Source organism: Helicobacter sp. UBA3407 (assembly GCF_949747025.1).
GTDB classification, from domain to species: domain Bacteria; phylum Campylobacterota; class Campylobacteria; order Campylobacterales; family Helicobacteraceae; genus Helicobacter_D; species Helicobacter_D ganmani.
Genome location: NZ_CATKCB010000075.1, coordinates 1 through 9214 on the forward strand (window position 1 = coordinate 1; position 9214 = coordinate 9214).

9 protein-coding genes are annotated in these 9214 nt (G+C 37.5%); all 9 read right to left on the reverse strand.

The features are described 5' to 3' along the window. The coding region (locus Q1553_RS01600; RefSeq protein ID WP_300842703.1) for a hypothetical protein at positions 1-968 on the reverse strand (968 nt) is incomplete at its 3' end. A gap of 2 nt (positions 969-970) precedes the next feature. Next, on the reverse strand, positions 971-1675 hold the full coding sequence (locus Q1553_RS01605; protein ID WP_115552012.1) for a lysophospholipid acyltransferase family protein: 705 nt from the start codon (positions 1673-1675) through the stop codon (positions 971-973). Then, on the reverse strand, positions 1659-3068 hold the full coding sequence (locus Q1553_RS01610; protein WP_300842704.1) for an SH3 domain-containing protein: 1410 nt from the start codon (positions 3066-3068) through the stop codon (positions 1659-1661). The genes Q1553_RS01605 and Q1553_RS01610 overlap by 17 nt, the downstream gene beginning before the upstream one ends. Beyond that, complete coding sequence (purQ, locus tag Q1553_RS01615) at positions 3065-3721, reverse strand: phosphoribosylformylglycinamidine synthase subunit PurQ (RefSeq protein WP_115552011.1); 657 nt, start codon at positions 3719-3721, stop codon at positions 3065-3067. Before purQ ends, Q1553_RS01610 begins: the two co-directional genes overlap by 4 nt. Positions 3722-3723: 2 nt before the next feature. Beyond that, positions 3724-3957, reverse strand: coding sequence for a phosphoribosylformylglycinamidine synthase subunit PurS (purS, locus tag Q1553_RS01620; protein ID WP_115552010.1), 234 nt, complete (start codon positions 3955-3957; stop codon positions 3724-3726). Between the two features lie 8 nt (positions 3958-3965). Further along, positions 3966-4682 carry a phosphoribosylaminoimidazolesuccinocarboxamide synthase gene (gene purC / locus Q1553_RS01625; protein WP_297578993.1) on the reverse strand — a complete coding sequence of 239 codons (717 nt, stop codon included), beginning with the start codon at positions 4680-4682 and terminating at the stop codon, positions 3966-3968. A gap of 10 nt (positions 4683-4692) precedes the next feature. Further along, positions 4693-5973: a S41 family peptidase gene (locus Q1553_RS01630; RefSeq protein ID WP_297600665.1), complete on the reverse strand. Its 1281-nt coding sequence runs from the start codon at positions 5971-5973 to the stop codon at positions 4693-4695. Between the two features lie 176 nt (positions 5974-6149). Next, complete coding sequence (gene mnmG / locus Q1553_RS01635) at positions 6150-8045, reverse strand: tRNA uridine-5-carboxymethylaminomethyl(34) synthesis enzyme MnmG (RefSeq protein WP_297571155.1); 1896 nt, start codon at positions 8043-8045, stop codon at positions 6150-6152. A 219-nt stretch (positions 8046-8264) separates the two neighbouring features. Continuing rightward, the coding region (locus Q1553_RS01640; protein WP_300842705.1) for a methyl-accepting chemotaxis protein at positions 8265-9214 on the reverse strand (950 nt) is incomplete at its 5' end.

Genomic DNA, 9214 nt, shown 5'->3' on the forward strand with positions numbered 1-9214 from the left:
AAGCCGCTTTTGATTTTTTTATAAATTCTCTCATAGGTTTTTTCATAAAGGCTTGTAAAGATTTTGAAATAATGTTCCTCAAAATGTTTTTTTATTTGCAAGAGATACTTGCAAAGATTGCTATTGTAGCTTTCCATTTCTATCATTTTTTTAAGCTCTAGTCGCACTTTTTGCAATTTTTGCTGATTTTTTTCCAAATCTACTTTTGCTTGGATTCTGCGCTCTAGCAAAAGAATATCGCTGTTAAAAGCATTGATTCTTTTTTGACAGAGATTGCTTGTGTCTTTTGCATTATTGATTGCGACTATGAGGGCTTGGTAATGGCATTGTTGGGACAAAAAATGGTCTTTAAAAACATTTTCAACATTGACTTTTTGATAACGCGTAAAATCGGAATAGGCGGATTCTAAACGCGTCATAATGCCAATCTCTTCAATAAAATCATCTTTGGGAATAGTTTTGTCGCTATAAAGTAAATTATCCAATGTTTTGGCGCTAAAACGTTTGAGATGTGTATAGTCGTATAAATATTTGTTTTTTGGCAAATATAAATCGTTTAAAAATGCAATGGCGGAAAACTCTTGATAGAAATATCTTTTAAGTGATTCCATTGGTTTGATGTCAAGAGTAATTTCTTTGATTTTTTGATAATTTGTTTCTTTGTAAATCTTTTGAACGATTGCATCGCGTTTATTGCTTAAGAGGGTTTCTAGCTGTTCGTCTGTTTCGTGATGCCAAAATTCTGATTCAGAAATCATAGAATTGCCACTGAAATCTTGAAATTTGGAGGCTTTACAATCCGTAATTTGTCCTGCTTCATTGCAACGAAATTCTACAAACATATCTACGGCTGGAATTACCTTTTTATCGTGCCAAGTCTCTTTGGTAAATTCAAAAAGCTTCCTTGATAGATTAATCACAGCTCCTTTGCCATTGCTGCTTAAATAACGAACGATTTTTCCGTGCATTACTAACCTTTGGATTGTGTATTTTGAGATTCTAAATACATTTGAGAATAGGTCTCTTGCATTTGTGTTTTGAGTGCTTCAAACCATTGTGTATCTTGCGGTGTGAAAGCGGGAAGATATTGGAGGGTAAAAGTTGTGTTTGGAAACTTTAATGCTCCAATATCAAGACATTTGCGTGTGCCACAAATCACGATGGGTTGGACTTTGAGATTGAAATGCTCCACTAAAAGTTTTGCTCCATTTTTAAAGGGTAGAAGTTTCTCCTCACCCTTGCTTCGTGTGCCCTCTGGAAAAATACACAAAGTGCGCCCTTGCTCCAATCTATCCTTCGCTTCTTTGAGTAAAAACACAATTTCCCTTTTGCTTTCGCGATTGATTAGAATCATTTTGGGGGCTTTTAGCGCGTGTCCATATAAAAAGGGCTTACCGAGCTCTTTTTTTGCAATCCAACAAAGATTGTTGGGGTGGATTGCTTCTAGGTAAATGACGTCCATAAAACTTTGATGATTGATAAGAAGAATCTGTGCGCTTGGGTCTAATTCGCCTTTAATCTCTGCACGCACTCCAAAAAGGATAATGAAAATTTTGGCAGTGATTTGTCGTATTTTGCGTTGAACATTTTTGAAAAGATACATCAAAAGAATTGCAAAAGGAATTGCAAGCAATGTATAAAAGACTGCGCTAAGAGCTCTAATTTTGGATATCATTGCGTTTTACCCATCCAATGCTATCGTCTTGTAAGATGACTTTGTAATAATGACTTCGTTGCCCTAAAATTTCAACTTCCATAGGCTCTTGTGTTGTAAGAATAATTGTAGAGTTGAAAGTTGGCTGGATTCTAAGAGGAACATTTGCTTTAAGCGTAGCGGAGGTTTTCAGTGTCAAGAGATAAAGCAAGATTCCAAGTGCAACCACGCCGAGCAAAATGAAAATCTTTTTTCTTTTATAAAGATACAAACCAAAAAATACAATGATGAGGAATACCATTGCAGTGATTTTGAAGAATTGATAGTTATTCTTGGGTCTAATATCACTTTGTGTGCTGACCCTATCTTCAATGGCAATATTTTCTACGTGCAATTCTGTGTATTTGGAGGTTGTTGTATTGAAATAATCAAAGCGAATCGCATTTAAATCTTTTGGCACAATTGCATAATAAAATGCAACTGCCTGCTTATAATCCCCGCTTTTGCTTTCAATGCCTTGTTGCGTGTAAGCTTCTAAATGGAAGTCAAATAAATTCCCCATTAGGCTTTGAAGCTGAAGTACGGCAAGATTGTGATTTGTGTCATAGTTTGTAATTTTGGTGTCTAAAATTTTTAAATCTTGTGCAAGTACTTGAGAAAAATTTCCTTTGCGTTCTAGTTTAATCGCTTTGCCACTAAGGCTTTGTGTGCGCTCATTCGCTTCTCCCTCGCTAGTATTGACGATTACTCTAATTTCTGGAATTGTGTAGTTTGGCTGTTTGATTTTGAGATAAAAGGTATTTCTTAAGCTAGAATCCTCTGCATTAAGAGTCCAATTTTCGTTGGTGTTAAGAATCTCTACGCTTGTTGCTTGAATGTTGTTTTCAAACATAAATTCCGTTTTAATCGTGGAATAATCGGATAATACAAGTAGTTTTAATTCTAAAGGAATGATTTGATGGACATATAAAAGATCCAAAGGAGGATTGAGCATTTCTAAATAAACATTTTTGGCAACAGGGCTTGTAGGGTAAGAATCCTCTGTTACTTGTAGATTGGGGGATTCTACATTTTGTGATTCCAAAATTTCTTGTGGCTCTAAGGAATCTTGCGGAGCAAGGAATGGATTGGTGCTAGAATGTTCATTAAGATTTGGACTATTTTGGGAAGTTTCGGATTCTATCGGAGTAGGTTGCTCTTGTAGGTTTTCCTCTAAGATTGCGTTGGGTAAGGTTTGTTTTGGTGTGTTAGAGGAAGTTTGCGGATTAGAAGTCTCTGCGGAAGTTTCAGGAGTGCTTTGTGGAAACATTCTTGTTTCGCCATTTTCATTGAAGTCCCCTATCTCCATGTTCTGTGCAATTCCATAGACGCACAAACCCAAAACAAATACTAATAATCGCGCGAAAATTCTCATAAAGCTTCTAAAAATCCTTCTAGCATTTTTAAGCCAATGTCTTGTCCTAGCAGTTTTTCTATTGCGCGTTCAGGGTGAGGCATAAGCCCAAAAACATTTTTTTCTTTGTTGCAGATTCCTGCGATGTTGCACACCGAACCATTAGGATTACAGACATATTCTAACAAAATTTGATGATTGGCTTTAAGGTCTTTTAGTTCTGCTTCATCAATATAATAATTGCCGTCTGCGTGTGCAATTGGAATCTTAATAATCTCATTAGGTTGGAATTTGCTCAAAAAAACATTGTCATTGCAAATGATTTTCAGGTCAGAATCTTTTGAGATAAAATGTAAATTTTCATTATGCTTCATTGCCCCGGGCAACAATCCGCTTTCAAGTAAAATTTGGAATCCATTACAGACTCCAAGTACATAACCACCTTGTTTTGCAAAGTCTATGACAGCTTTCATAATGGGAGAAAAACGCGCAATCGCCCCACTGCGTAAGTAGTCGCCATAGCTGAATCCTCCGGGAATCACGACGAGTTTTGTGCCTTGTGGTAAGGAGGTTTCTTTGTGCCATACGATTTGTGTAGGTGCATTTAAAAGCGAAAAAGCGTATTCCATATCATATTCGCAATTTGTTCCTAAGAATTGTAGAATCGCAACCATTGCTATATCTTTATTGCGTAGTTTTCAATCACCGTGTTAGCAAGCAAAGTTTCGCACATAGATTCCACTTCTTTTTGGATATTTGTCTTATCTCCTGCAATTTCTAATGTAATCACTTTGCCAACTTTGACATTTTCTACGCCTTGATAGCCTAAAGATTCTAATGCGTGGTGTATGGCTTTGCCTTGTGGGTCTAATACACCTTCTTTTAGTCCTACAATGACTTCTACTTTCATAAATCTCCCTAGCTTAAAATTCTTTTCAAAATCTCTTCATACGCCATTTTAACATTGCCTAAATCTTGTCTAAAGCGGTCTTTGTCTAATTTTTCTTTTGTATTTTTATCCCAGAATCTGCAAGAATCGGGCGTGATTTCATCTGCAAGCAGAATCGCACCCGTGCTATCCACCCCAAATTCTAGTTTAAAATCTACCAAAATAAGATTCTTTTTGTCAAAAAATTCTCTTAACACTTCATTGACTTTTCGCCCAATTTTGCGCAATTCATCTAATGCTTCTATGGATTGAACGCATTTTAAAATTAGTGCGTGTTCATCATTGATGAGAGGGTCGCCTAGTGCATCGTCTTTGTAATAAAACTCTACAAGCGTAAAAGGAAGAGATTCTCCCTCTTTGATACCTAATCTCTTCGTTAAAGAACCTGTTGCAACATTGCGTACAACTACTTCAATGGGGATAATCTGAACAAGTTTGCAGAGCATTAAATCCTCACCTATGGTTTCTACATAATGTGTTTTGACGCCGTTTTTTTCTAGTAATTTAAAAATTTCAGTTGAGATTTTGCAATTTAGAATCCCTTTGCCTTGCTCGCTACCCTTTTTTTCGGCATTAAAGGCGGTTAAATCGTCTTTGAATTGTGAGATGATTAATCCCTTGTCCTCTGTTTTGTAGAGTTTTTTGCCTTTGCCCTCATACATCATTTCTTTTTGTGTTGCCTGCATTTTGACTCCTTTATAGAACTTTAAAGATTTTCAACACATCAATTGCACTTTTTAGTTGAATGTCTTGCAATACTTGTTGGTGTGTAATAGAATTTTTGGCGTCTTTTGCTTTTTTATCTTTGCTAGATTCTACTTTTGCTAATTCTCCCTCTAAGTGTTTTTGCAAATCTGCTTCTTTAATGCTAAAGCCACTATTTTCATCGGGTACGATTCCGGGAGCTACTTCAATATCGGGTGTTACACCCACAGCTTGAATTGTGCGTCCGCTTGGCAAATAATAACGCGCAATCGTGAGGCGTAAAGCCTCCTTTTTTTCTGTGGGGAGAATCACTTGCACACTTCCCTTGCCAAATGTTCCTTCTCCCACTAATACGCCGCGTTTATTGTCTTGAATCGCTCCCGCGACAATCTCGCTTGCACTCGCACTTCCATTATTGACTAATACCACAAGGGGAGTGGTTGCATAAGGCGTGCGATTGCTTGCATTATAGACAATGTTTTCATCTTTGATTCTGCCTTTTTGGGAAACGATAATGCCTTTTTTGATAAACAAATCACTTAATTCTACGGCTTGATTGAGTAATCCGCCCGGATTGTTGCGCAAATCTAGCACGATTCCATCAATCGTCTTGAATTTTTTTAATTCTTCTTCTACGCGTTTGCTAACATTTTTGTCAAAGGAGGTTACGCGCAAATAAACATAATTGCTTTCCTCAATTCCTTTTGCATAAACGGATTCCACTTTGATATTATCACGCACAATGTCAAAAATTAAGGGTTTTGACTCGTTTTTGCGCACAATAGTGAGCTGCACTTTTGTGTTTGGTTTGCCACGCATTCTATTGACTGCATCATCAATGCTCATATTTAATGTGCTTTCCTCATTGATTTTTAGGATAATATCTCCGCTTTTTAAGCCCGCTTTGTCGCCTGGTGTGCCTTCAATGGGAGCGATAATTGTCAGTGCATTATCACGCAAGCCAATCGTGATTCCGATTCCGCCAAATTGTCCATCTGTTTGGATTTTTAAATCTTCAAATTTCTTTTCGTCCAAGTAGGCAGAATGTGCATCAAGGTTTGAAAGAAGCCCATCAATCGCTTTATCTACGATTTCGTTCAGGCTTAATTCATCTACATAATATTTTTCTACTGTGCCAATGACTTTACGCAATTTATTATAAGCGTCTAGTCGTGATTCGTCTTCCGCGAATGCTGCATTTTGAAAACCTATTACGAGGAATAAGCTCACAAGAAGTGCATAAAAAATTCTTTTAAATTCAAATTGTTTCATAAAGCAACCTAAAATAAAGTTTTAAGTGTGCAATTTTAGCACATTCGCATTAAAACTAAAATAAAAATGCTAGATTTTGTCCTTGCGAGATTTCGTAGGTCGTGGTAATCTATAATTATGAGAGATTCCATATTATAGATTATTTTGTTGGCTGTGTTTGCTTGCAAGAACGCAAATTAGCTTTTGTTGTGTAGGTGAATATAAAGTTGCAAAACTTCCAAGCTCGCGGGTGTTACGCCGCTGATTTCGCTTGCCTCAAAAAGGCTTTTAGGATTAAACTTTTTCAGTTTTTCAATCACTTCCAAACTTAAGCCCGGAATCCCATCAAAAATGAAATCTTGAGGAATCGTTATGCTTAACATTTTGTCCATATTGTTAATAAGGTTTTGTTGCTTTTGGATATAACTTGCATATTTTGCCTCTACCAAAATTTCCTCTAGTGCGCGTGGAGAGAATCGCAAAAAGGGTGCTTCTATGATTTCTTGGATTCTAAGTAGCTTGTGCAAATCAAAGCTACGGCGGCTTACAATTGTGCCAAAGGTCGTCTTGTCGCTAATTCTTTCCTCGCCAATAGAATCCAAGAATCGCAACATCTCTAAGGTGGGTGTAATGGGGGTATTGTTGAGCCATTGGAGACCCTCTTGAATATCGGCTTTATCTTGCATTAGTTGCGCGAAATCTTGAGATTCCATTAGTCCTAGCGAATAGGCTAGCTCCCCAAGCCTGAAAATTGCGTTTCCCTCTCGCAAGAGTAAGCGATATTCTGCGCGCGAGCTAAACATACGATAAGGTTCTTTTGTGCCTTTAGTAACCAAATCATCTATCATAACGGCGATATAAGCCTCATTGCGTTTTAAAGTGATTTCCTCCTTGCCTTGCGCACTTAAAGCCGCATTGATTCCAGCAAAAATGCCTTGTGCGCCAGCTTCCTCATATCCTGTTGTTCCATTGATTTGTCCTGCGCAATAGAGATTCTTAAGTTTTTTTGTCTCCAATGTGTGCTTTAATTCGGTTGGATTGATATAGTCGTATTCAATCGCATAGCCATAGCGCACAATCTCTGCATTTTCTAAGCCTTCAATGCTGTGAATCATTGCTTCTTGGACATCAAAAGGTAGGGAGCTAGTTAAGCCATTGATATAGTATTCATTTGCTTCTAGTGTTTGAGGTTCTAAGAAAAGTTGATGTCTCTCTTTATCGCTGAAACGATGCACTTTATCTTCAATGCTTGGGCAATAGCGCGGACCTATGCCCTCAATTTGTCCTGTAAATAGGGGTGCGCGATGAAAGTTTGCACGAATGATTGCGTGGGTTTTGGCATTAGTATAGGTTACATAGCAGGGAAGTTGTGTGGGATTAAATGTGTCATTCCCTAGCTCTTTTTTTGTTTTTTGGCTAAAAAAGGGTGCAGGAGTATCTCCGCAATGTTTTTCTAGGTTATCAAAGCAAATGCTACTCGCTTTAATCCTTGCACAAGTGCCGGTTTTCAACCTACCAACTTCAAGTCCAAGTGAGCGCAAATCTTCTCCTAAAGCAGACGCAGGAGGCTCCCCCGCTCGTCCATTACTAGAAGTGCTCTCTCCAATGTGGATTTTGCCTCGTAAAAATGTGCCAGTGGTTAAAATAATCTTTTTTGCATAATAAGTTTTGCCAATAGAGGTTTTTAGTCCAATCACTGCATTTTTGTTTTCATTTAACACAAGAGATTCCACAAGCTGTTGAGTTACTTCTAGGTTTTGGGCGTGGTAGCAAATGTCTCGTGCAAGGATTTTATATCTATCCATATCAATTTGCGCACGCGTTCCGCGCACCGCTGGACCTTTAGAAGCGTTAAGAGTGCGGAATTGTATGCCACTTTTATCCGTAAGGTAACCCATTATACCACCAAGCGCATCAATTTCTTTAACTAAATGCCCTTTGCCAAGTCCGCCAATGGCTGGATTACAGCTTGCTGCACCGATTTGCTCTACTAGCATAGTAATTAGCAAAGTTTTACAACCCATTTTTGCAGCAATTAAGCTAGATTCAATTCCTGCGTGTCCCCCGCCCACTACGATAACATCATATTCCATTCTCTTCCTTGAAGTTTAAATTTTGCAATTATAGCCAATAATGAGTCGTTTGGGATTTATTCTTATGGGTAAAAACGAAGTAGCAAGTTTGCATTGTTGCAAAAATCTTGCAATTTTCTCGCAAGGACAAAGGAATAGAATCTGCTGTTTATTTTGGGTTAAAATAACGAAATAGAATCGTAGAATCGCGGGTGCGATTCCAAAGATTCATTAAGAGGATTAAAATTTCTTTTTATGCACATCGTTTAAGATGTTTTGTGCAATATCATTAACATTTTTGGTTATATCATTCGTCATATTGGCGACTTCAACATTTTCATTTGTAACGGTCTCTAGTTGGACAATCGCTTCATTGATTTGTGAAATCCCTAAACTTTGCTCTTTAATGGATTCACTCATTTCGCTTACATTTTGCACTAGCACATTCACATTTGCTTCAATTTCGCCAAGTGATTTTCCTGTTCTTTCTGCTAGTTTTCGCACTTCATCAGCAACAACAGCAAATCCTCTTCCGTGTTCTCCTGCTCTTGCTGCTTCAATGGCTGCATTAAGGGCTAAAAGATTGGTTTGGTCTGCAATGTCTTTAATTACGCCTACAATGTTTTTAATATCCTCTGCTTGTCTTGTAACCTCTGCGGTTTTATCACTAACATTTTGCATAGAAGAACTTATCTCTTCAATAGCTGCTGCAGATTGTTGCAAAGAACTTGCTTGAGAAGAACTACCATCTAAGAGCTTACTCATAGAGTTTTGTAATTCAATGGTTTGTTTGACTAAGTCTTTGGCATAGCTTTCAGAAGAAATAAGCATTTTTCTAATTTCTTCTCCTAAAATATTCGTAGTGGTTTCTACACTTCCTTGTGCATTAGGAACTTCAGTAGTAAAGTCTAAGGATTTATAAGATTCAAAGACTTCATTGATTGCATTCATATTGCTTCCTACTTTATGTTGTAAGACATCTAGCATTGCATTTAATACATTCTTTAATTCTATCAGTTGTGGATTGTGAGGATTCTCTACGATTCTTGCAGTTAAATCTCCCTCTTCTACTGCTTTAGCAGTTTCTGCAGATTGTGCAATGGCTGTTTGGTCTTTTTCTAAACCATACTGAATGTTTTGAATGTTTTGATTAATTTCTTTTGCCATAATGCCAAATTCGTCGTGGGATT